The 20,820-nt window shown below is 67.3% G+C and carries 21 protein-coding genes; 12 read left to right on the plus strand and 9 right to left on the minus strand.

All coding sequences use genetic code 11. The annotated features are described in order from the left end of the window. Positions 1-133 precede the first annotated feature (133 nt). Positions 134-427, plus strand: a complete 294-nt coding sequence (locus tag ACIBK2_RS44215) for a hypothetical protein (RefSeq protein ID WP_396976999.1) — start codon at positions 134-136, stop codon at positions 425-427. A 31-nt stretch (positions 428-458) separates the two neighbouring features. Then, positions 459-848, plus strand: coding sequence for a hypothetical protein (locus tag ACIBK2_RS44220; protein WP_396977001.1), 390 nt, complete (start codon positions 459-461; stop codon positions 846-848). Between the two features lie 12 nt (positions 849-860). Here the strand turns inward: ACIBK2_RS44220 and ACIBK2_RS44225 are convergent, their stop codons facing one another. From ACIBK2_RS44225 to ACIBK2_RS44240, 4 genes are all read right to left on the minus strand, one after another. Further along, on the minus strand, positions 861-1,859 hold the full coding sequence (locus ACIBK2_RS44225; RefSeq protein ID WP_396977003.1) for a PfkB family carbohydrate kinase: 999 nt from the start codon (positions 1,857-1,859) through the stop codon (positions 861-863). 107 nt (positions 1,860-1,966) lie between these two features. Further along, positions 1,967-3,043 carry a quinone-dependent dihydroorotate dehydrogenase gene (locus tag ACIBK2_RS44230; RefSeq protein ID WP_396977005.1) on the minus strand — a complete coding sequence of 359 codons (1,077 nt, stop codon included), beginning with the start codon at positions 3,041-3,043 and terminating at the stop codon, positions 1,967-1,969. Positions 3,044-3,047: 4 nt separating this feature from the next. Beyond that, positions 3,048-3,335, minus strand: coding sequence for a DUF5703 family protein (locus ACIBK2_RS44235; protein WP_379281793.1), 288 nt, complete (start codon positions 3,333-3,335; stop codon positions 3,048-3,050). Beyond that, positions 3,335-4,453, minus strand: a complete 1,119-nt coding sequence (locus tag ACIBK2_RS44240) for a YncE family protein (RefSeq protein WP_396977007.1) — start codon at positions 4,451-4,453, stop codon at positions 3,335-3,337. Before ACIBK2_RS44240 ends, ACIBK2_RS44235 begins: the two co-directional genes overlap by 1 nt. 163 nt (positions 4,454-4,616) lie before the next feature. Here ACIBK2_RS44240 and ACIBK2_RS44245 point away from each other — a divergent pair, with 163 nt between their 5' ends. Genes ACIBK2_RS44245 through ACIBK2_RS44260 form a run of 4 tightly spaced genes read left to right on the plus strand, consistent with a single transcriptional unit; the run spans position 4,617 to position 8,065 of the window. Next, positions 4,617-4,973, plus strand: coding sequence for a hypothetical protein (locus tag ACIBK2_RS44245; protein WP_396977008.1), 357 nt, complete (start codon positions 4,617-4,619; stop codon positions 4,971-4,973). Next, complete coding sequence (locus tag ACIBK2_RS44250) at positions 4,974-5,513, plus strand: hypothetical protein (protein WP_396977010.1); 540 nt, start codon at positions 4,974-4,976, stop codon at positions 5,511-5,513. It begins immediately after the preceding gene. Between the two features lie 17 nt (positions 5,514-5,530). Continuing rightward, a complete protein-coding gene (locus tag ACIBK2_RS44255) occupies positions 5,531-7,666 on the plus strand; it encodes an MMPL family transporter (RefSeq protein ID WP_396977012.1) in 2,136 nt (711 codons plus the stop codon). 12 nt (positions 7,667-7,678) lie between these two features. Continuing rightward, a complete protein-coding gene (locus ACIBK2_RS44260; protein WP_396977014.1) occupies positions 7,679-8,065 on the plus strand; it encodes a YrdB family protein in 387 nt (128 codons plus the stop codon). Between the two features lie 798 nt (positions 8,066-8,863). Here the strand turns inward: ACIBK2_RS44260 and ACIBK2_RS44265 are convergent. The 4 genes from ACIBK2_RS44265 to ACIBK2_RS44280 all read right to left on the minus strand — a co-directional run bounded on the left by ACIBK2_RS44265 (position 8,864) and on the right by ACIBK2_RS44280 (position 13,617). Beyond that, entirely contained in the window at positions 8,864-9,712 is an 849-nt protein-coding gene (locus ACIBK2_RS44265) for a heme ABC transporter ATP-binding protein (protein ID WP_396977016.1), read from the minus strand. Positions 9,713-10,301: 589 nt separating this feature from the next. Beyond that, a complete protein-coding gene (locus tag ACIBK2_RS44270; protein WP_396977018.1) occupies positions 10,302-11,408 on the minus strand; it encodes a FecCD family ABC transporter permease in 1,107 nt (368 codons plus the stop codon). 13 nt (positions 11,409-11,421) lie between these two features. After that, a complete protein-coding gene (locus tag ACIBK2_RS44275; protein ID WP_396977020.1) occupies positions 11,422-12,489 on the minus strand; it encodes a hemin ABC transporter substrate-binding protein in 1,068 nt (355 codons plus the stop codon). A 156-nt stretch (positions 12,490-12,645) separates the two neighbouring features. Then, on the minus strand, positions 12,646-13,617 hold the full coding sequence (locus tag ACIBK2_RS44280) for an aldo/keto reductase (RefSeq protein WP_396977021.1): 972 nt from the start codon (positions 13,615-13,617) through the stop codon (positions 12,646-12,648). A gap of 269 nt (positions 13,618-13,886) precedes the next feature. Between ACIBK2_RS44280 and ACIBK2_RS44285 the strand changes: the two genes are divergently transcribed. The 4 genes from ACIBK2_RS44285 (at position 13,887) to ACIBK2_RS44300 (ending at position 17,104) form a co-directional block, all read left to right on the plus strand. Then, on the plus strand, positions 13,887-14,813 hold the full coding sequence (locus ACIBK2_RS44285; protein WP_396977041.1) for an undecaprenyl-diphosphate phosphatase: 927 nt from the start codon (positions 13,887-13,889) through the stop codon (positions 14,811-14,813). Between the two features lie 67 nt (positions 14,814-14,880). Further along, positions 14,881-15,633, plus strand: a complete 753-nt coding sequence (locus tag ACIBK2_RS44290) for a histidine phosphatase family protein (protein ID WP_396977023.1) — start codon at positions 14,881-14,883, stop codon at positions 15,631-15,633. A 79-nt stretch (positions 15,634-15,712) separates the two neighbouring features. Next, positions 15,713-16,297 carry a DUF3090 domain-containing protein gene (locus ACIBK2_RS44295; RefSeq protein ID WP_040735411.1) on the plus strand — a complete coding sequence of 195 codons (585 nt, stop codon included), beginning with the start codon at positions 15,713-15,715 and terminating at the stop codon, positions 16,295-16,297. Between the two features lie 3 nt (positions 16,298-16,300). Further along, positions 16,301-17,104, plus strand: a complete 804-nt coding sequence (locus tag ACIBK2_RS44300) for an SCO1664 family protein (RefSeq protein WP_396977026.1) — start codon at positions 16,301-16,303, stop codon at positions 17,102-17,104. Between the two features lie 225 nt (positions 17,105-17,329). On the opposite strand, the gene ACIBK2_RS44305 is transcribed toward ACIBK2_RS44300, so the two are convergent. Continuing rightward, positions 17,330-17,710 (minus strand): DoxX family protein, encoded by a 381-nt coding sequence (locus ACIBK2_RS44305; protein WP_396977028.1) that lies wholly within the window; start codon positions 17,708-17,710, stop codon positions 17,330-17,332. A 483-nt stretch (positions 17,711-18,193) separates the two neighbouring features. On the opposite strand from ACIBK2_RS44305, the gene mshC reads away from it, so the two are divergent. Both mshC and ACIBK2_RS44315 read left to right on the plus strand, forming a co-directional pair. Next, positions 18,194-19,432, plus strand: coding sequence for a cysteine--1-D-myo-inosityl 2-amino-2-deoxy-alpha-D-glucopyranoside ligase (mshC, locus tag ACIBK2_RS44310; RefSeq protein ID WP_396977029.1), 1,239 nt, complete (start codon positions 18,194-18,196; stop codon positions 19,430-19,432). Positions 19,433-19,501: 69 nt separating this feature from the next. Further along, the gene (locus ACIBK2_RS44315) at positions 19,502-20,602 is read left to right on the plus strand and encodes an MBL fold metallo-hydrolase (RefSeq protein ID WP_396977031.1); all 1,101 of its coding nucleotides are present in this window, start codon (positions 19,502-19,504) and stop codon (positions 20,600-20,602) included. Positions 20,603-20,820: the final 218 nt, after the last annotated feature.

Genomic DNA, 20,820 nt, shown 5'->3' on the forward strand with positions numbered 1-20,820 from the left:
AGCCAGCCTCAGCCGTCGCTCGCACCGCTTCACCGAGGAAGCGCCGCACCGGTCCGACCGCGCTTCGCCGGTCGGCCGAGCTCAGCACACCCGAATGCGGGTCGGCGACGACTCCTCCCCGGTGGAGACAGCCGTGACGATCTACGAGAACAGCCGATCGATGACGAGTAGCACCACCCCGGAATGGGCATGGCGGGTGGCGAGACACGAGGAACCGGCATGGCGCCTGAGTTGGTTACCGCACCGGCTCAGCCGCGAACAGGCCAGGGCGGGAATGGAATTGGACGAGCTGCTGAGCCGTCGAGATCTCGCCACCGACCCCACGACGCAGGAACAGGCCGAAGCGCTGGCCGACATCCTGGGAACCACGGTGCAGCAGGCCACCCTTCTACTGCACCAGCGAATGCACGACAGGCGGCATTCGTGACGAAGCTCCATCTGTTGCACCGGAGGCAGCTATGACTGTGCACACCACCGCATGGACGATGACCAGCGATATCACCCCGGAGTCGGCATACCGCGAAGCCGGAGACACGAATGCGTGGCGGTTGAGCTGGCTGCCGGATCGCCTGGTGAGCCAGGCGCAGGCCCGGCTAGGCATGGAACTCGACGAGTTGCTGAGCAACCCGCACGCCGTGTACGACCAACGGGCTCAGGCCCGTGCCGATACCTGCGCCGAGCTGCTGGGTGTGTCCTGGGAAGAGGCGCTGCTGCTGCTGGCCAATCGGATGGCGCAACGACTGCAGCGCGGCCAGCGCGCCGAGGGGGAGGCCGCGCCGCCGGGGCGGACTCCCCGCTCGCAGTCGATGCGGGGGCACGTCGTCGAGCCGCCGTACGCGCTTAGCTGACGATCGGCGGGATCAGCTGTGGTCGTCGGATGACGTTGGGAGGCGGGCGATCCGATCGATTTCACTGACGGACGGCATGGCGCCGGACACGTCGCTGAAGGACTGGGTGGCCGCCATGGCGGCGGTAGCCCATTCGAAGTCCGCGCGGTCGGCCGGGCGACCGGCGGTCAAGAGCCGGTAGGCGAAGGCGGCGCTGAACGCCGCAGAGGATCCTGGCGAGTCCACCAGTACTGCCGCGAAGGAACGGGGCACGTCGAGATTCAGCGCCGCCGATCGGACGCTGCATTCGAATCGTTCGACGGCGCAGACACTTCCGACGCCCTGAGCGAGCAGCTGCGGCGCGACGTCGACATCGAAGTCGAGGTCGGTGGCCGGTGTTTGCGGTGTGCGCGCCGGATCGGCCACCAATCCGGCCAGCTCTCTATGTTTTCCGATCAGATAGTCGATCCTGCCGAAGTACTTGGAGATGTACTGCGGTGAGTTCGTCGGCGGTGTGGCGTGCACCAGTAAACGCGGACGGGTACGTCCTCTGCGGATCACGCCCAATGCCTGATCGATGACGGCGATCGGTGGCTCGAAGGTAAGCAGCACCGCATCGGCCGAGGTCAGCGCCGATCGGGCGGCGGCGGTGCGCAGGTCGTCGCGGCTCAATCGCACGGCGTTATCGCTGTCGCCGATGATGCCGGTCGCACCGCTGCTCGCGATGATAACGGCAACCACCGGGGTGGATTCGCCATCCACCGTCTTGACCAGCTCGGTGTCGACGCCTTGGCGTTTCAGATATCGGATGATGCGCCGACCCGCGATATCACCACCGACCGCACTGATCAACCGCACCCGCAATCCCAGCCGCGCGGCGGCGACGGCACGATTGAGACCCTTGCCACCGAAGTGTTCCTCGTAACGTCCATGCACCGTGTCACCCTCGGCGGGCAGCTTGTCGGTGCGATAGATGTGATCGATGACGGCGTCACCCACGATGGTGAGCACGCCGTGATCCCGCGAGACCATGCGCCGCCCCCCTCGCGTGGGTTGGGTGGTTGTGCCCAATCAGAATAAGCCGCGGTGCGCGAGTTCGACCGCGTTACTACAGCATTCGCGGGTGGGGTAGCACGGGCTCAGGCGTTGGCGGTGTGCTCGGCGCCGATGGCGTCGGCGATGCTCTGGTATCCGTTGGCGCGCAGGCGTTGTGCGAGGCCGCGGTGGATCTTGCGGGTCCAGAAGGGGCCGCCGTAGATGAAGCCGGTGTAGCCCTGCAGCAGGGTGGCGCCGGCGCGGACGCGTTCCCAGGCCTGGTCGGCGGTTTCGATGCCGCCGACGGAGATGAGGACGAGGCGGTCGCCGACGCGGCGGTAGAGGCGGCGCAGCACGTCGAGGGAGCGGTCGGCGACGGGGGCGCCGGAGAGGCCGCCCGCACCCATGGCGGTGACCTCGTCGGCGGGCGTGCGCAGGCCGTCGCGGCGAATGGTGGTGTTGGTGGCGACGATTCCGGCGAGGCCGAGTTCGACGGCGAGGTCGGCGACGGCGTCGATATCGTCGTCGGACAGGTCGGGGGCGATCTTCACCAGGACGGGCACCTGGACGCTGTCGAGCACGGCCTGCAGCAGCGGGCGCAGTGATTCGACGGCCTGCAGGTCGCGCAGGCCGGGGGTGTTGGGGGAGCTGACGTTGACGACGACGAAGTCGGCGAGCGGGCCGAGCAGGGCCGCGCTGATCGCGTAATCGCCTGCGGCGTCGGCGGGTTCGACGATTTTGGTCTTGCCGATATTGGCGCCGATCGGCACGTCACCGCGGCGATCGCGCAGATATTCGGCGGCGGCCGCGGCACCGAAGTTGTTGAAGCCCATGCGGTTGATCAGGGCGTGGTCGGCGGGCAGCCGGAACAGTCGCGGCGCGGGATTGCCGGGCTGGGCCTGGGCGGTGACGGTGCCGATCTCGGCGAAACCGAAACCCAGTGGCGCCCAGGCGTCGACGCCGTCGGCGTTCTTGTCGAAACCGGCGGCCAGGCCGACCGGCGCCGGGAAGTCGATGCCGAACGCGGTGTTGCGCAGGATGGGGTCGTCGGTGACGAGTAGCTTGGTCATCACCCAGCGGGTGGGCGCGAAGCGAGCGGCCAAGCGCATCGTCGCGAAGGCCAGGTGGTGGATGCGTTCCGGCGGGACCAGAAACATCAGGCGTAATAACAGGGCGTACATCAGCTCACATTCCCGGTTCGGGCTGGGGTAGTGCGGTTTTTCGGCGGCGCAGCAGCACCCGGCGGCTACCGTCGGTATAGGCCCGCACGCGGGACAGTTCCCAGCCGCCGAACTCGGCCTGGATGGCCAGCCGCATGGACGCGGTCACCCTGGTCACCTCGGGTGGCAGCCGCAGCGGCACGTATTCGTAATCGTCGCTGGTGGTTTCCCACCCGGCGGGCAGTGCGTTGCGCCGCGCTCGCTGCTCGCGTGGCGATGCGGGTTCGTCGTCTGCGCGCGTTGCCGGAGTCATCATTGGCCTCTCTTCCGATCGTCCGCGCGGATCCGCTGCAGGCCGTCGCCGGTCGCGGATCCTACGAACATGTCCCCGGTGCGCTGATCGATGGTTACCGAGTTCGGCTGCCGCACCGTCGGGTAGCGGCCCACTTCTGTCGGTATACCTGTCGACAGATCGAATCCGACGACTTCGTTGCTCTGCGTGCACGTCACCCACACGGTGTCGGACCGCTGATCGTAGGCAAGCGCGTAAGGCGAAGAGTTTACCGGGAACCGCTGACGCAGGACGAGAGGTCCGGCGCTGAAGACCAAGAGTTCGCCGCCGGTGCTGTCGGTGACGATGATCCGGCCGAAGTGGTCAGCGATCATGTTGGTGGCGCCGTCGCCCGCGCGCAGGGCCAGGCCGAGGTCGTCTTTGCCCAGCTCGATCTCGGTGACGGAGGTTTGCCGGCGGTCCAGGACGGACACGTGACCCTCGGTGAGGGCGAGCGCGTCGGCGGAGGCAAGGCCGGTGATCGTGTGCGTGACTTTGCCGTCGGTTGCCAGGGTGCGGACCTTGCCGTCGGCGGTGCCGACGAGCAGGGTGCCGTCGTCGCGTCGCTGCACCGACCTTGCGTCGCCGTCGAACGGGATTTCGCTGACCGAGTGGGCCGTGATGTTGATGCGGAAGATCCGGTTGGGCGCGGCGACCAGCAGTTCGCCTGGCTTGCCCTGGGTGAGGCTCGCGCCGCGGGCGGACAGTGACAGGGCGCGGACGCCGGCGTCCGGAACGCCGTTGGGGTCGGTGTGGCCGAGTGTCGTCGGGTCGATGAGGAACAGGACCGTGCTGGTGTCGGTGCTGGCGTCGAGGGCGGCGATCTCGCCGGTGCTTGCCTCGGTCAGCAGTGCGCGGACGGGGCTGGACAGTCTCGCGACGTCGCCCGCGGGACGCGGCGTGTCGGTGGGTGACACCGCCGCGGTGGCCGGATCTCTGGTGGGCAGGTTGTCACTGTCGGGGCTGTTGGAGCAGCCGGTCAGCAGGGCCAGTGCCGCGACTCCGACGAGCGCCGTCGAGACTCGGAATCTTTGGTTGCGGGGCGTAACCACAGCGGAACCCGCGAACGCCGCCAATCGAACCCAGCCGCGAGGGCGCATCCACCGAACTCCTTCTACCGACTGCTACCGACGATTCACCGCAACTCCACCATCTGACCATGATGGCGCAACATCACGGCGTACCGGGGTGGCGGCTGGGGGAGAATGTCGGTGATGCGGGTTACGGTTGAGCTGAAACAGTGTCCAAATCAGGGAGATCCGGTTGAAAGCCGACCACTCGTCGGGATTTGCCATCGATGACATAACCGTTGGCCCGTTCGCGCATGGGTTCGGGACGACCGGCGACGGCAGGCCGTATGCGTTTCGCACGGTCCGGGCCAGCTTGACGCTGGAGATCTACCGGGCCGATCTGGCCAGCGATGTGCCAGGGCCGGAGGACGTGGTCGCGGTCGCCGAGGCCAGGGTCACCGACATCGACCTCGATGACGAACGCAGCGTCGTCGCGTTGGTGCGCGACATGATTCCAGATGCGGTGCCCGTCGACGCGGCGCCGGATCGGGAAGTGACGACCGTTCGGGCACTGCTGGGACGCATCAGCTCCGTAATTGATGGTATGTAGATGGTGATGCCATACACATTTCTCGCCCGCACCGTGCTGACCGCGTCCGGCCTCCTGCTGGTGGCCGCCGCCGCGGCGTGCAGCACCGGATCGGACGAGGCGGCCGTCGACGCCGCTCGTTCGTCGGCCAACGCGTCGCTGTCCGCCTCGATCACCACTTCTTCGATCGCCGCGCATCCGCCGCTGCCGTCGGCCGCGCAGTTGGACTCCCAGATCAAGCGGGCACTGGATCCCGGGCTGCCGGACAGCGAGCGCACCGACCTCATCGAGGACGGTGACGCGTTCCGGACCGCGATTCCCGATATGTACAAGGCGCTGCAGGACAATCCGCGCGCCGTTTATGGGGTCACCGATCCGGTCTTCGACAATCACGACGGCACGCTGACCGCGACGATGCGGCTGGACAAGGACGGTAGCGGGACCGCGGTGCGCACGACCGTCGTGCATTTCGTGCTGCTCGACGGTAAGTGGAAGATCTCGCGGACCGACCTCTGCGGGATTCTGCGTTCCGCCGATTACCGCACGCCGGCCTGCGGCTGACCGTGTCGGACTTGCGGATGACGCGCGTTCGCGGATCGCGGGCACCGCAGGACGATTCGAAGTTGCATTCGGGGTTGTTGTGGTGGGGGCGGTTCGTCTACCGGCATCGGGTGCTGGTGCTCGGTGTGTTCGTGCTGGTGGTGCTGGCGTCCGGTTTTTACGGGCGCGATCTGGCCGGGCGGTTGACGCAGGAGGGGTGGTTCGACGAGTCCAGCGAGTCGGTGGCGGCGTCGAAGATCGCGGACGCGACGTTCGGGCGGGATACCGACAGTGATCTGATCCTGCTGTACACCGCGCCGGCGGGGGCGACCGTCGACGATCCGGCGGTGCGGTCCGCGGTGACGGGTGCGTTGAACGGATTGCTTGCGCGTTATCCGGAGAACATCCTGAAGATCGACAGCTACTGGGATAGTCCGTTCGCGGCGAACGCCACCGACGCTTCCCGGACGCACGCGTTCGCCAGCGTCGGCTTGCGGGGTGAGGGCACCGCGACTGTCGAGAACTACTCCGCGATCAAGGATCACCTCGGTGCCGGGAGTGCCGGCGGTGGACCCGGTGGCACCACGGTGCAGTTGGCCGGTTTGCAGCCGGTGCTGGCCGGACTCAATACCGGGATGCAGAACGACATCCATCGGGCGGAGCTCATCGCCATGCCGTTGGTGGCGATTCTGCTGTACTTCGTGTTCGGCGGGGTGATCGGTGCGCTGCTTCCGGTGTTGATCGGTGGGATGACGATCTTGGGGACCGCGGGCATCATGCGGGTACTCACCGGGCTCATCGATGTGAACGTATTCGCCAGTACCGTCATGACTTTGGTGAGTCTCGGGTTGGCGATCGACTATGGGTTGTTCACCGTCACCCGGTTCCGGGAGGAGCTTGCCGCGGGGCGCAGTGTGGAGGAGGCGACCGCGCGCACGGTCGCGACCGCGGGACGCACCGTGCTGTTCTCGGCGGCGATCATCGCGGTCAGTCTCGGTGCGCTGTTCATCTTTCCGAACGGGGTGCTGCGGTCGGTGCCGTACGGCGGCATCAGTTCGGTGCTGCTCGCCGCGTTGCTGTCGGTGACCGCGTTGCCCGCGGCGTTGAGTATTGCTGGGCGGCGGATCGATCTGCTGGGCTGGAAACGGTTCTCGCGCAGTAAGACCGAGGCGCAGATCGATGCCGGATTCTTCTCGCGGCTCGCGCAGTGGTCGATGCGGCGGCCGTGGGCGGTGGCGGTGCCGATCGTGCTCGCTTTGCTCGCGTTGAGTATTCCGTTCCGGCACATCGAGTTCGGTGGGATCAGTGAGAAATATCTCGGTGCCGAGAACCCGGCCAGGGTGGCGCAGGAACGGTTCGATGAGCTGTTCCCGAGTTTCCGTACCGAGCCGCTGAAGCTTGTTATCCGCGGTGCGGATCCGCAGCAGCTCAGTGATATTCGTTACGAGGCGAGTCAAATTCCAGGGCTCACTGGACGATTCGAGCCGTCGGTGCCGACCAAGGACGGCATCAATGTGTTGCAGGCCGGGCTGACGGACAAGCAGGATTCCGATCGGGTGATCTCGGCGTTGCGTGCGATTCCGGAACCGCCCGGTGTGGATGTGATGGTGGCGGGGGTGCCCGCGCTGGAACGCGACAGCATCAATGGACTGTTGCATGGGTTGCCGCTGCTGGTGGCGATTCTCGCGGCAGCGGCGTTGACGCTGATGTATGCGGCATTCCGGTCGATTGTGTTGGCGGTCAAGGCTGTTGCGATGAGCGCGCTGAGTTTGGTGTCAACGCTGGGCGTGCTCACCTGGGTGTTCGTCGAGGGGCATGGTGCGGGGTTCTTCCACTTCACACCCGGCCCACTGATGTTCGCGGTACTCGCGTTGATCGTGACCGTGGTATTCGGGCTGTCCACCGACTATGAGGTGTTCCTGCTGTCCCGGGTGTCCGAGGCGCGGGTGAACGGGGCCGAACCACGCGAGGCGATCCGCTACGGCATCGCCCACACCGGCGGCGTAATCACCTCCGCCGCAGCCATTCTGATAGTCGTCACCGGCGCCTTCGGCTTCTCCGACCTGGTCCTGATGAAGTACATCGCCTACGGAATGATCGCCGCTCTCATCCTCGACGCCACCGTCATCCGCATGCTGCTGACTCCAGCGGTGTTGAAGCTGATCTGGCGCTGAGGAGCCTTCACCATGCAGATTCTCAAGGGCGCCAACCTGTTCGGTACATTCCTACTGGAACTGGGAGTACTCGCGGGAGCAGCAGTCTGGGGCTTCACCCTGCCCGCCGATGTCCTCGTGCGCATAATCGCCGGAGTCGGCACCCCCGCCCTCTTCGCCCTCATGTGGGCCTTGTTCGGCGCAGGCTCCACCCCACGCTTCCCTCTCCGCGGCCCATGGCGAGCCGCCCTGGAACTCATCTGGTTCGGCGGCGGCGCCCTAGCCTGGTCCACCGCCACAACCCCTCCCATCGGCCTGATCTTCTCCGCCCTCTGGGCAATCAACGCCCTCCTACGCGTCCTTCTCCAAGGTGGCCTGCTGCTCGACAACGCCCCAACAGACGCACCCCAACCCCTCTGACCTTCGGTCGATGGCGTTGAGCGGCATGTCGTAGCAATTGTCGACCGCGCCACCAAGTGACACTCGCCGTCACTGGACGCCCGCACGTCCGCTGGCCGCGCATGAATCAGCCTGGCGCGCAAGGAATTGTAGGCAATCTTGCTCGCAGAGCGCGAAAAGATGCGCGGCACGCGGTCGGCGCGAGATCAGCGGCGGCCAACCTTCAGGGGTGCCGTCGTGCCCGGAGTGGAGGTCCAGTCTTCGGGCGGACCGCTTGCTGCGTATGAATCAGCGTGGTGCGCACGGAATTGCTGGCAATTCTGACCGCGGCGGGCGAAAGGGTGCGCGGGAGGCGCTCCTGCGCGATCAGCGGTGGTCCAGTCGTTGGGGCCGGGCGGACCTCCGGTGCACGCATACTCCGGGGTGCCGGAGGCGTGTCGCACCGCTTGCTGCGCATGAATCAGTGTGGTGCGTATGGGATTGCTGGCTATTTTGGTCGCAGTGCGCGAGGAGGTGCGCGGCACGCGGTCTGGTCGCGATCAGCGGCGGGTATGGAGATCAGCGGCACCCTGCCGAGGTGTCTGAGCTACGGTCGACCGCCTGCCGCGTATGAGTCAGTGTGGTGCGTATGGGATTGCTGGCGATTCTGGACGCGGCGCGCGAGGAGGTGCGCGGCGGCGCTCCTGGCGAGATCGGCGGCGGGCGCCCTGCCGATGCGGCTGCGCTGCGCCGACCGCTTGCTGCGCATGAATCAGTGTGGTGCGTATGGGATTGCTGGCTATTTTGGGCGCAGCGGGCGAGGAGGTGCGCGGGGGAGGGTCAGCGGCGGACGGGGAGGACTAGCTGGGCGCCGGTGAGGGGGTGGTTCAGGACTTCGATGGGGTGTTGGTAGACGCGGGTGAGGAGGTCGGTGGTGAGGACTTCGCGGGGCGGGCCGTCGGCGGCGATGCGGCCGGACTCGAGGACGGCGACGCGGTCGGCGTAGGCGGCGGCGATGCCGAGGTCGTGCAGGACGACGACGACCGCGGCACCCGCTTGGGCGCGGGCGGTGGCCAGGTGGAGGACGGCTTCCTGGTGGCCGAGGTCGAGGGCGGCGGTGGGCTCGTCGAGGAGCAGGGTGCCGGTGTCCTGGGCCAGCACGCGGGCCAGGGCGACGCGGGCGCGTTCACCGCCGGAGAGGGTCGGAAAGGACCGGGCGCCAAGGTGTTCCACGTCGGCGGCGGTCATCGCGGCGGCGATGCGCTCGTCATCGAGTTCGCGCCGCTCGGTCCGCAACCACGGCGCACGACCCATCGCCACGACCTCGCGAGCCGTGAACGGGAAACCGACGGTATGGGTTTGCGGGAGCACAGCACGACGGCGCGCCATATCCAACGGCGACCAATGCGTCAACGCCTGCCCCTCGAGCTCGACCGCCCCCTCGCTCGGCGTCAACTCCCCGGCCAGCGCAGCAAGCAACGTGGACTTCCCTGCCCCATTGGGCCCGACCAGCGCAACAACCTCACCCCCGACAACATCGAAGTCCACCCCCTCGAGCACCCGCCGCTGCGCACTCTTCGCCCCCCGCCGATCCACACTCACCCCCCGCGCCCGCAACGTAACCGCCCCCTTCTCCGGCGCAACAGGCAACTCATGCGTCCGCGCAAACACCTGCCGAACCCCACTCACGCGCCACCCCCGCAGCTCGGGAGGTCGACCAGCACAACGAAACTAGGTGAGCCCCAAGCCAGGTCGGAAATGGTCGTGCACGCAGGCAGAGCTGTGCACCGGCCCCTTTCGGCACACGTTGGCACCGGGCTCATCGAGAGTCCCCGCGACTGAATGTATTGACGGGCCCAGCCGACACTCGGTGAGCTCCCAGTTTGGTCGGCCATCGTCGTACTCGTAGGTCGAGCTGCACCCTGGCTGGTTCTGACGGCCCTCGGTGCGGGGCTCAGGGAGTTCTCGTGGGAGTCGGTGCTTCGAACGGCCGGGTTGAAACTCGGTGAGCTCCAAGTTTGGTCGGCCATCGTCGTACTCGTAGGTCGGGCTGCACCTTGGCTGGTTCTGACGGCCCTCGGTGCGGGGCTCAGGGAGTTCTCGTGGGAGTCGGTGCTTCGAACGGCCGGGTTGAAACTCGGTGAACCCCAAGCGCGGTCGGCACCCGTGGGGCGCGCAGGTCGGGCCGTACTCGCGGAGCCGCCATGTGCCGCAGAAGGCCTGGTGCGCCAGTGGGCGAAACTCGAAGAGCGCCAGGACCTTTGGCTGCGGAGGCGCGTCATGCCCATCCTCCCGCGCGGGCGCGGGTGCGGCGGAGGAGCCAGAAGAAGAAGGGGCCGCCGATGAGGGAGGTGAGCATGCCGAGGGGGAGGTCGGCGTTGTGGACCAGGGAGCGGGCGGCGACGTCGGCGGCGAGCAGGACGACGGCGCCGAGGATGGCGCTCAGCGGGATGAGCACGCGGTGGGCGGGGCCGACGAGCATGCGGACGAGGTGGGGGACGATCAGGCCGACGAACATCACGATGCCGGTGAACGCGACGCCCGCGGTGGCGAGGATGGCGACGACCAGAATGACGTTGCGGCGCAAGCGTTCCACGTCGACGCCGAGGTGGCGGGCGGAGGCTTCGCCGAGCGCGAGCAGGTCCAGGCGCGGCGCGATGAGAATGGCGGCGGTGACACCGAGGGCGGTGAGGATGGCGACGATGGTGACCGAATCCCAGGTGGCGCCGTTGAGCGAACCCAACTGCCAGAACACGATCTGATCGCGCGCGGCGGGGTTGGCGACGAACAGCAGGAACGCGAGCAACCCGCCCGCGAACGCATTGATCGCGACTCCGGTGAGCACCAAGGTGACCACCTCGGTCCGCCCGTTGGAGCGGGCGAGCAGATACACCAGCAGTGTGGTGGCCAGCCCCGCGGCGAACGCGGCCGCGGCCACCGACCAGGCGGCGACGAACGCGCCGCCGACCACGATCATGGTGCCCGCACCGACCGCGGCACCGGCGGAAACACCGATAACACCAGGCTCGGCAAGCGGATTCGCGAACACCCCCTGCAACAACCCGCCCGCCGTCGCGAGTGCCGCCCCGACCAGCATGGCCAGCAACACCCGCGGGAACCGCACCTGCCACAACGTCACCTCACCGGCGGGATGCGCGGGCATCGGCCCCCAGTCGAGTCCGATCCGGTGCAGCACGCTGCCGGCCACCTCGGCGGGTGTGGTCGGCACCTGTCCGATCGCGGCGGAGGCCAGGGCCAGTGCGATCAGCCCGATGATCGCCACCGCGAACACCAGCGTGGTGCGCGAACGGCCGCGCGATTTCGGAGCGGGTGGCACAGCCGGTTCGACAGCTGGTTCGGTCTTGGCCACGGCGGATTCGGTCATGCGAGCCGCCCGGTCATGCGGGCTTGGTGCCGTACACGGCCTCGCTGAGGGCGGTGATGACCCGGCCGGTGTTGGGTCCGTAGCTCAGGATCACCTGGTCCGACATGTCGACGACCCGCTTGTTCCGCCCGGCCGGGGTCTGCGCGATACCCGGCACCTTCTCCAGTCCGTCCACTCCGCCAACGGATTTCAACCCGTCCGACATCACGAGCAGCAGATCGGGCGCGGCGGCGATCATGGCCTCGCTGGTGATCGTGATGAACGGTTCGGACAGGGCGGCACCCGCGTCTTGCCCGCCGAGTGCGGCAATCAGCGAATCCGCACCGGATCCCGGCCCGGCCAGCATGGTGATGGCGGTGCTGCGCAGATACAGGAACGCCATCTTCAGCTGCGGATCCTGCTTGGGCACAGCGGCGATGGCGGCGTCGATCTCGCCGCGGGTGCGCTGCCCGAGCGCCTTCCCTTGCTCGGGTACGCCCAAAGCGTTTGCCACAGCCTCGATTTGGGGGACGACGCCGTCCATGGTGCGCTTCGGATCGGCGAAGACGACGTTCACGCCTGCCGCGCGCAACTGCTCACGCAACTGCGGGGTCACCGTCACGTCATCGGTCAGGAACACCGAAGGACGCAGCGCCAGAAGGGCTTCGAGGTTCAGTGAACCGTTGCCGCCCGCTACGTTCGGCACATCGCGAATGGCGGGTATCGCGACGGTGCTGCGGCCGATCAGCTTGCCGCCCAAGCCGAGCGCATACACGATCTGCGAGAGCGTGCCGTAGCGATCGACCGCGATGATGCGGCTCGCATCGGTGACGGTGACGTCCGCGCCGTCGAACGAGCGCACGGTGACCGGGAGCACCGGCGTCGGTTCCGGTCCGATCGGCACCGGATCGAGGTCGGTCAGCGTCGCCGTGGCTGGTCCGCGCTGTCCGGAACTCGTCGCCGAGGTATCCGTTCCGCATGCGGCGGACGCGGCGACCAGGGTGAGCGCGAGCACCGCGAGCACACAGCGCGACCAGCCCGACCGGACACCGGCGATCCGCTGGGTTCGGACGGACGGGTCGCCGGACGTCGCATGCCTCATGTAGGTAAGCCTAAGACGTGCCGCGAGACGACCGGCATCGGGTCGGTGCCGATCGAACAGGTGGTCGCCGGGAACTTGCCGGACTGCGAGATCCCGTGAGTGCCCGCAGATGTGCCGGCCGCAGGGAACATCCGGTGCTGCGACCGGCGGCATCGCTCACTCGGTACGAGCACTGACATCGTCGAGTGCGGCCGCGATGGCGCGCGGCAGTTCCAGGGTTTCCGCGGCGAGCACGCCGGTGAGCTGTCCGATATCGCGGGCGCCGACGATCATGCTCGCGATGCCGGGCCGGTCCCGAATCCAGGCCAGCGCGACGGCCAACGGTGAAGTACCCAACCCGTCCGCGGCGGTGACCAGCGCGTCGACCACCCTGGTCGCGCGTTCGTCGAGACTGCTGCGGATATCGGCCGCGGTGGCCTCGTCCGCGCCGCGCGAGTCCGCGGGAACCCCGTCCCGATACTTACCGGTGAGAATCCCACCGGCCAGCGGCGCGGACGCGATCACGCCGACACCGTGATGCAGCGCGGCGGGCACGAAATCGGTTTCCGCCTCGCGGGCCAGCAGCGAGTACGGCGTCTGCGCGACGCTGATCGGGGTGACCGCGGCGAGACTCGCCACCTGCCACGCGCCGAATCCACGCACACCCGCGTACCGCACCTTCCCGGCCCGCACCACCTGTTCGAGGGTGGCCGCGACCTCGTCGAGCGGGGTCCGCGGATCCCACACCGCGACATTCCAGATGTCGAGGTGATCGGTGCCGAATTCGAGCAACGTCCGATCGAGCTGACGCAGCAGCGCGCGACGCGAGGTATCGACCGCGGTCTTGGTCGTCGCGTCCGGCACGGCCGGTCCGGCGGGCGCGGGCGTGACCCGCGGCGCGAGACCCGCACACCCGCTGAGCACCAGATCGTCGCGCGAGACGAGATCGCCGAGCAGCTCGGCCAGGATGCGTTGCGCGCCACCACCGACGTACGCGGGGGAGGTGTCGACGAGCGTGCCGCCCGCCTCGATGAACGCCACCAACTGCACGGCCGCCTCGTCGGCATCCGTATGCGAACCCCAGGTATGGGTCGCAAGCCCTATCCGGGACACCCGTAGGCCGCTGCGGCCAACCGTCCGTTGCTCCATCACCGTGTCCGCGCAATCGTCACGGCGCCAAGCCTAGAGCGTGTGGGGTCGTCCGGGCGCCTACCCGCACAGTGGCTCGCGCGTCGTTCGCGATAGCGGTGCGGGCATGCCACGATGGCCGCGACACTGTACTGTCGCTGCGGGATTGCGCCGGACCTCGCTCGCGTGCGACCCATCTGTTGACCAATTGCCCAGTCGGAACAGTTCTTTCGGGCAAGCACACATGGAGGCGGCATGAGACACCAGGAGACCGTGTGACGGGCGAATCGATGACCTGGATACAGGCGCTCGTCCTCGGCCTGGTGCAGGGCCTCACGGAGTTCCTGCCGATCTCCTCGTCGGCGCATCTGCGGATCGTGTCGGGGGTGTTCTTCGGCGACGACGCTGGCGCCTCGTTCACCGCGGTGACCCAGCTCGGCACCGAGGCCGCCGTCCTGGTGTATTTCGCCAAGGACATCTGGCGGATCCTGCAGGCGTGGTTCAGCACGGTGGCGCGCAAGCTGACGCAGCGGGAGACGGTGCCGATCACCGATCAGGTGACGACGCGGCTGCCCGTGGTGACCATGGGGCAGGCCGACCGCTACTTCGACGCGGAGCGCCAGCGCGAGCTGGACTACCGGGTCGGCTGGTATGTGATCATCGCCACCATCCCGATCGGCGTGCTCGGTTACCTGCTCAAGGACGTGATCCGCACCGCGGCCCGCAATCTGTGGCTGATCTCGTTCATGCTGATCGCGTTCGCGCTGGTCATCGCGGCGGCCGAGTACTACGGACGCAAGCTGCGTCCGATCGAGCAGCTGACCACCCGGGACGGGTTGGTGATGGGTTTCGCCCAGTGCCTCGCGCTGATTCCCGGTGTGTCGCGCTCGGGAGCCACGTCGTCGGCGGGTCTGTTCCTCGGGCTGACTCGTGAAGCGTCCGTGCGGTTTTCGTTCCTGCTCGCGATTCCCGCGGTGACCGCGTCGGGGTTGTTCAGTATTCCGGATGCGTTCAAGCCGGCCGGTGAGGGACTCAATGCCAGCGGTGCGCAGTTGATCGTGGCGACGTTGCTGGCGTTCGTGGTCGGATATGCGTCGGTGGCGTGGCTGTTGAAGTTTGTCGCGAAGCATTCGCTGGACTGGTTCGTCGGCTACCGCATTGTGCTCGGGCTGACCGTTATGGGACTGCTCGCGACGGGTGTCGTGTCGGCCACATGAATACAGCATCGCGTAGCGGTTCCATGGGGGGCGGCGGCCGGGCGGCGGGCGGGCTTAGGCTGACTGTATGACGGTGATTCTGCTCCGACACGGAGTCTCGACCTCGAACACCGCCCACACGCTGGCCGGTCGCAGTACCGGCGTCGAGCTGACCGAACGCGGCAACGACCAAGCCAAGGCCGTCGCCGACCGGCTCGCCGGGCTGCCGATCGAACGCATCGTGCACTCTCCGCTATTGCGCTGTCAGCGAACGGTGGCGCCGCTTGCGGAGAAATTAGGGCTGGAACCGGTCTTCGACGACCGGCTGATCGAGGTCGATTACGGCGAATGGACCGGGCGGCCGATCGGCGAACTGCTGCAGGAACCGTTGTGGAAAGTGGTGCAGCGGCACGCTTCCGGCGCGGTATTTCCGGGCGGCGAGGGGCTCGCGCAGGTGCAGACCCGCGCGGTCGCCGCGCTGCGCGAGCACGATCGGGCGCTGGCCGAACAGCACGGGCACGACGTGCTGTGGGTGGCCTGCACCCACGGTGACGTCATCAAATCCGTGCTGGCCGACGCGTTGGGCATCCATTTGGACGGATTCCAGCGGATCGTGGTGGAGCCCGCGTCGATCAGCGTCGTCCGATACACGCCGACCGCGCCCTATGTGTGGCGGCTCAACGACACCGGTACCGACCTGTCCGCGTTGTCGAATCCGCCACGCCCCGTTCCCGATTCCGGTGCCGATAAACAAGACGCCGCGCCCGATACCTCCGGGCCCGTTCCCGGCGGTGAGCTAGGTAGTGCCGGGAGTGGGGATAATGGGAATGCGGAGCGCTGAGATTCCTTGTACACGGATAGTGGGCGTTGTATCCCAGCGCCGTGGGTAGTCGATCAGGGTCACGTATCAGGAGGTGCATGTGTCACGCGCAATCCATGTATTTCGCACCCCCGATCGTTTCGTCGCCGGGACCGTCGGTGAGCCGGGCGATCGTTCGTTCTATCTGCAGGCCATAGAGGAACCGCGGGTTGTCAGTGTGCTGCTGGAGAAGCAGCAGGTGAAGGTGCTCGCCGACCGGATGGGTTTGCTGTTGGACGAGGTAGCTCGCCGGTTCGGCGCCGAGGTGCCGCCGCAGGCCGAGGACATCGGCGACACGGCGCCGCTGGTGACGCCGGTCGACGCGGAGTTCCGGGTCGGCACCATGGGGCTCGGCTGGGACGCCGATGCGAATGCCGTGGTGGTCGAGTTGCTGGCGATTACCGAGACCGAGGTCGACGAGTCGGTGGTGCTCGACGACACCGAGGAGGGGCCGGACGCGGTTCGGGTGTTTCTCACCCCGATCCAGGCGCGGGAGTTCGCGCTGCGGTCCACCAGGGTGATCGCGGCGGGTCGGCCGCCGTGCCCGCTGTGCGGGGAGCCGCTGTCGTCGCGAGGGCACATGTGCGTGCGCACCAACGGGTACAAGCGCGGCGATATCTTCGGCGCGGCCGAACTAGAGGAGTGATCGGTGACGCGGGCCGGGGACCGGTTCCACAGCGGCGAGCTGACGGTGATCGGGCGGATCAGTACTGCCAGTAACGTGACCCTGGTTTGCGACATTCTCGATGAGACGGAACCGCCGCTGCGGGTGGTCTATAAGCCGGTGCGTGGTGAGCGGCCGCTGTGGGACTTTCCCGACGGCACGCTCGCTGGGCGCGAGGTGGCGTCGTATCAGATTTCGGCTGCGGTGGGCTGGGGTGTGATTCCCGAGACGATCCTGCGCGACGGGCCGTACGGGGTCGGCATGGTGCAGCGGTGGGTCGAGGGCGTCGACAACCACACCGAGCAGGGGGATCGGCTCGACCTGGTCGATCTGTGTCCGGCCGGTGCGGTGCCGAATGGTTTTTACGAGGTGCTGCGGGCGCAGGATCCGGCGGGGAACGAGGTGTCGCTCATTCATGCCGACGATCCGCGGTTGCAGCGGATGGCGGTGCTCGATGTGTTGCTGAACAACGCTGACCGCAAGGGTGGGCATGCGTTGGAGGGAACCGACGGGCAGGTATACGGGGTGGACCACGGTATCTGTTTGCACAGTGAGCATAAATTGCGCACTGTGCTGTGGGGGTGGGCCGGACAACCGCTCAGTGATGCACTCGTTGCCGATATCACCGCGTTCGCGAAGGAACTGCCGGGTGCTGTTGCCGATCAGCTCGCCGAGCACATCACCGAGGCCGAAATCGAGGCATTGGTCGACCGTACGCAGGAATTGGTCGATGATCCGGTGATGCCTATCCCGCGCACGGCCCGGCCGATTCCGTGGCCTGCGTTCTGAATTCTGCTGGCGTTGGGCGGGTTTTGGCAGTGAATGCGAAGCTGCGTGCTGTGCCGAACTGAGGGGTCGCTCGGCACAATTCGCTGCCGAGTTCCAATAACTCGAGAGGGGCGCAACCTCGATTCGGCTGCGCCCGCGATGTCGACTATCCAGACGTGCGGTGTGACGATCACCCACCCTCGCGAATTCCCTTGCCGTACCGACACCGTCGGCCCTCCGGCGAGGTCAGCTGAAGGACTGCGGGCCGAAGCGTCCCCAGGCGATGAAGACGGCCAACGCGAGATAGGCGACATTCAGCACCACGAACTTGTATCCACCATCCCGGAGATGAGTGATCATCGCGCCCACCATCAACAAAACCCAGCAGGCGGCCGTCACCGGCACCAGAACCGGCACGATATCGAGCGCTGCGGGCAAAATCAGGCCCACCGCGGCGAGAAGCTCGAGCACCCCAAGAGCCTTGATGAATCCACCACTGATCGGTTCGGTCCATTCCCCACCAGGCACTGCGGCCAGTTTCTCCTTCGGTACGAACGTCTTGCTGATACCTCCGGCCAAGGCGACGACCGCCAGCAGTCCGGCAGCAATCCACAGCGTGATGTTCATGATTTCTCCTCGAGAAGTAGTCCTGATCGGATAACCGGTCCGCATAAGACGCCCACACCCCGGCCCTTGTGACACCCCGCCTCCGTGACGTACGCCATAGACAGCGCCACGAACGGTGTCGACGAATGCCGTTGCGGTACTGGTTCACTGGGTCGCTCGCGGCCGAGTCGGCACCGAGTGCAGGACTGCACACTGTGCCGATCGCGGGCGTTGGCACCCTTGATCGGGCCGGGATTTCTCGTTGCCCTCGGGCGGCCCGGCCGCTACCGTCAGCGGTTGGCCGGGTGGCGCTCGGTGCCGGAGCAGGGGGTCCGGATGTCCGTGCGCGCGGATCCGCCGACAGCTGATTCTGCGAGAGCGAAAATGTTGACATCCCATGATTTGCTGAAAATCGCAGGTCGGGAGCGGCTGGTCAGGGGCGTAAGGCGCCCGCTGGACCGGGGCGGGGGGCGATGATCTCGACCACACCTTTACCCTCGAATCATGCAGTCCTGGTCCGATACCGCCCTACCCACCATCCCCGGAGCAGGGCCACCGTTGCGGTTGTACGACACCGCCGACCGTCAGGTGCGGCCGGTGACACCCGGTGCCACCGCCACCATGTACGTCTGCGGGATCACCCCCTATGACGCGACCCATCTCGGTCACGCCGCCACCTACCTGACCTTCGATCTGGTCAACCGGGTGCTGCGCGACGCAGGGCACGAGGTGCACTACGTGCAAAACGTGACCGACGTGGACGACCCGCTGTTCGAGCGGGCCGAGCGCGACGGCCTGGATTGGCGCGACCTGGGCACCCGTGAGATCAATCTGTTCCGCGAGGACATGACGGCGCTGCGCATCGTGCCGCCGCGCGAGTACGTCGGCGCGATCGAATCCGTCGACGAGGTCGTCGAATTCGTGCAGAAGCTGCTGGCGTCGGGTGCGGCGTACGTTGTCGACGATGCCGAGTTCCCCGACGTGTACTTCCGGGCCGACGCCACCGAGCAGTTCGGCTACGAATCCGGCTACGACCGCGCCACCATGGAGCGCTTGTTCGCCGAACGCGGCGGCGACCCCGACCGTCCCGGCAAGCGTGACGCCATCGACGCGCTGCTCTGGCGCGCCGAGCGTCCCGGCGAGCCGTCCTGGCCCGCCCCGTTCGGCGCCGGCCGTCCCGGCTGGCACATCGAGTGTTCGGCGATCGCGCTCAACCGCATCGGCCCCGAGTTCGATATCCAGGGTGGCGGCAGCGACCTGATCTACCCGCACCACGAATACTCCGCCGCACACGCCGAGTCGATCATCGCGGGCCGCCGCTTCGCCCGCCACTACGTGCACGCCGGCCTGATCGGCCTGGACGGCGAGAAAATGTCGAAGTCCAGAGGCAACCTCGTGCTGGTCTCCACCCTGCGCCGCAGCGGCGTCGACCCGGCCGCCATCCGCCTCGGCCTGCTGTCCGGCCACTACCGCCAAGACCGCATGTGGACCGACGCGGTCCTCGAACAGGCCAAGTCCCGCCTCGAGCTGTGGCGCCGGGCCACCGCCCTGTCGTCCGGCCCCACCGCCACCGACACCATCGCCCGCCTCCGCCAGCACCTGTCCGACGACCTGGACACCCCGAAAGCCCTGGACGCGCTGGACAATTGGGCCCGCCAGGCCCTCGACTACGGCGGCTCCGCCCCCGAAGCCCCCGCCGAAATCGCCGACGCCATCGACGCCCTCCTCGGCATCAGCCGGTAGTTACCCAGGGCACCGACTGGATCGGCTGAAATGGTTGCCGGGCTCGGGGTTCCGTGATGTGGTACTGCGGTGTGCAACATTCCTGGACGGGGCTTGATCGGGCGGCGGACGATGCTGGGTGGTGTGCTCGGTGCCGGGGTGCTGTTGGCGGCGGGGCGGTTGACGGCCGCAGCTGAGCCGGGCGCGCCGCAGACTGTCGCCGCTCGGCAGCGGTTCTTCGGAGTCGAGACTGTCGATGCGGCGACCGGTGCGGTGCGGGCGGATCGGGTGGTGCTGGCGTGGGTGGGGTGTACGACGTATGCGATGGCCATCGGCGGGTCGGTGTTTCTGCTGGACGCGTGGGTGCCTCGGCTCACCAGTACCGGATATGTTCCTGCTACGCCGCAGGATCTGGCCGACCTTGCGCCCGAGGCGATCTTCATCGGGCACGGGCATTTCGATCACGCCGGTGATGCGGGGCGGATCGCGCAGGCGTCCGGCGCGGTGGTCTACGGGACGGCCGATCATGGGGTGAGTATCCGTGCGCAGGTGAGTGATCCGGAGTTCCGGACCGTCGCCCTCGGTGACGCGAACTCGCTGCCGGGGGAGCGACACGATTTCACCGTCGGTGCGGTCGAGGTGACCGCGATCCGGCACGTGCACTCCGCGCCCACCGCACCGGAACGACCCGGCGGCTCGGCCCCGTTCTTCCCGATGCCGGAGCTCTGTGCCCTCGTCCAACATCCGCCGACCCTGGCCGGTTTCTTGCAAAGCGTTCCGCGCTTGAACGACCCGGAGGGTGGATCGCTGCTCTACCAGTTCCGCGTCCCCGGTTTCTCGTTGGTCTGGCACGACTCCACCGGCCCGCTCACCGAGAAGGCGCCGAACGTCTTCGACATCTTCGCCGCGCTGCCTCCGACCGACCTCCAGATCGGCGCGGTCCAGGGCTTCAACCAAATCACCAACGGTCTGCGCGACCCCCGCCGCTACATCGAAGCCATCGGCCCTGCTCTGTTCGTCCCCGCCCACCACGACAATTGGCTCCCCGGCATCACCGCAGGCGCCGCCAACTACGACCCACCCCTGCGTGACGAACTCACCCGCATCCCCAGCCTCCACCGCCCGGAACTCCGCTCTCTGCACGACCCGGCCGACTACATCCGCCCCGACCGCCTCACCTTCCCGCTGTAGTCGGTCAACGAATTCCCCACCCCGCCAACACCTCCCGACCTGGCACTCGCCGCAAACCCGCATCGCCTGCGTCGAGCGGGGGACATGGCGGTGCCAGATCGCGAGTGAGCCCGCCATGATGTCCGGGACTATCTCGCTAACGGTGTTTCCGGCGGTTTCTCTCAGTAGGTTTGGGCGTTGGGCCAGCGGTCAGCGAAGGTGATCGCGAAGGCGTTGAC

The organism is Nocardia sp. NPDC050175, from assembly GCF_044459885.1.
Taxonomy (GTDB): domain Bacteria; phylum Actinomycetota; class Actinomycetes; order Mycobacteriales; family Mycobacteriaceae; genus Nocardia.

What these genes read in the sequence shown, in the direction of transcription:
- ACIBK2_RS44305 (WP_396977028.1), bottom strand. Translation starts at nt 17,710, where the DNA reads ATGAACATCACGCTGTGGATTGCTGCCGGACTGCTGGCGGTCGTCGCC.
- ACIBK2_RS44240 (WP_396977007.1), bottom strand. Translation starts at nt 4,453, where the DNA reads ATGCGCCCTCGCGGCTGGGTTCGATTGGCGGCGTTCGCGGGTTCCGCT.
- ACIBK2_RS44220 (WP_396977001.1), top strand. Translation starts at nt 459, where the DNA reads ATGACTGTGCACACCACCGCATGGACGATGACCAGCGATATCACCCCG.
- ACIBK2_RS44270 (WP_396977018.1), bottom strand. Translation starts at nt 11,408, where the DNA reads ATGACCGAATCCGCCGTGGCCAAGACCGAACCAGCTGTCGAACCGGCT.
- ACIBK2_RS44280 (WP_396977021.1), bottom strand. Translation starts at nt 13,617, where the DNA reads ATGGAGCAACGGACGGTTGGCCGCAGCGGCCTACGGGTGTCCCGGATA.
- ACIBK2_RS44225 (WP_396977003.1), bottom strand. Translation starts at nt 1,859, where the DNA reads ATGGTCTCGCGGGATCACGGCGTGCTCACCATCGTGGGTGACGCCGTC.
- ACIBK2_RS44260 (WP_396977014.1), top strand. Translation starts at nt 7,679, where the DNA reads ATGCAGATTCTCAAGGGCGCCAACCTGTTCGGTACATTCCTACTGGAA.
- ACIBK2_RS44285 (WP_396977041.1), top strand. Translation starts at nt 13,887, where the DNA reads ATGACCTGGATACAGGCGCTCGTCCTCGGCCTGGTGCAGGGCCTCACG.
- ACIBK2_RS44230 (WP_396977005.1), bottom strand. Translation starts at nt 3,043, where the DNA reads ATGTACGCCCTGTTATTACGCCTGATGTTTCTGGTCCCGCCGGAACGC.
- mshC (WP_396977029.1), top strand. Translation starts at nt 18,194, where the DNA reads ATGCAGTCCTGGTCCGATACCGCCCTACCCACCATCCCCGGAGCAGGG.
- ACIBK2_RS44250 (WP_396977010.1), top strand. Translation starts at nt 4,974, where the DNA reads ATGGTGATGCCATACACATTTCTCGCCCGCACCGTGCTGACCGCGTCC.
- ACIBK2_RS44255 (WP_396977012.1), top strand. Translation starts at nt 5,531, where the DNA reads ATGACGCGCGTTCGCGGATCGCGGGCACCGCAGGACGATTCGAAGTTG.
- ACIBK2_RS44290 (WP_396977023.1), top strand. Translation starts at nt 14,881, where the DNA reads ATGACGGTGATTCTGCTCCGACACGGAGTCTCGACCTCGAACACCGCC.
- ACIBK2_RS44275 (WP_396977020.1), bottom strand. Translation starts at nt 12,489, where the DNA reads ATGAGGCATGCGACGTCCGGCGACCCGTCCGTCCGAACCCAGCGGATC.
- ACIBK2_RS44235 (WP_379281793.1), bottom strand. Translation starts at nt 3,335, where the DNA reads ATGACTCCGGCAACGCGCGCAGACGACGAACCCGCATCGCCACGCGAG.